We start from the raw sequence: 728 nt of genomic DNA, 5'->3' as shown, positions 1-728 counted from the left end.
CGCCGCCCGCCGCCGCCGCGGTCGCCGCCGCCGCGCCGCTCGTCGCCGACCCGCTCGCCGGTGCATCGGCCGCCCCCGCCGCCTGCCCGGCCGGCGCGAGCTGCGGCACGGTCACCGTGCCGCTGGACCGCGCGACGCCGGCGCTCGGCACGACCGCGGTCGGCTACGCGCTGCTGCCGCGGCGCGACCGCAGCCGGCCGGCGGCGGGGACGATCGTGCCCAACCCCGGCGGCCCCGGCGCGGCGAGCCAGTCGCCGAAGCAGGTCGAGCGGCTGTTCGGCAGGCTGCGCGACGACCACGACGTGCTGCTGTTCGATCCGCGCGGCGTCGGTCGCTCGACGCCGTTGCAGTGCCCCTTCCCGCGCGACCTCGCGCAGCACCTCGACCGCCTCGACGCGGCCGTCGGCGCCTGCGGGCGCAGCCTCGGCGCGCGCGCCGGCGCGTACGGCTCGGCCGCCGTCGCCGACGACCTCGACGCGGTCCGCGCGCAGCTCGGGATCGAGCGGCTGACGCTCTTCGGCGAGTCCTACGGCACCTACCTCTTCAGCGTCTACGCCCGTCGCCACCCCGAGCGCGTCGCGAAGCTGGTGATGGCCGGCGCCTACCCGCTCCGCTTCGACACGCTCGGCCGCGACCGCGCCGCCGCGCTGCGGCGCGCGTTCGGCCTCGTCTGCGCGCGCGACGCCGCCGCGCGCCGCGACGCCGCCCGCCACGCCGCCGCCGGCGCG

1 protein-coding gene is annotated in these 728 nt (G+C 80.6%); it reads left to right on the top strand.

The features are described 5' to 3' along the window. The coding region (locus Q7L73_RS28605) for an alpha/beta fold hydrolase (protein ID WP_304715805.1) at positions 1–728 on the top strand (728 nt) is incomplete at both ends.

Origin of the sequence: Conexibacter sp. CPCC 205762 (genome assembly GCF_030646155.1) — a bacterium.
Taxonomy (GTDB): Bacteria; Actinomycetota; Thermoleophilia; order Solirubrobacterales; family Solirubrobacteraceae; genus Conexibacter.
This window is presented reverse-complemented; position numbering and strand designations above follow the sequence as displayed.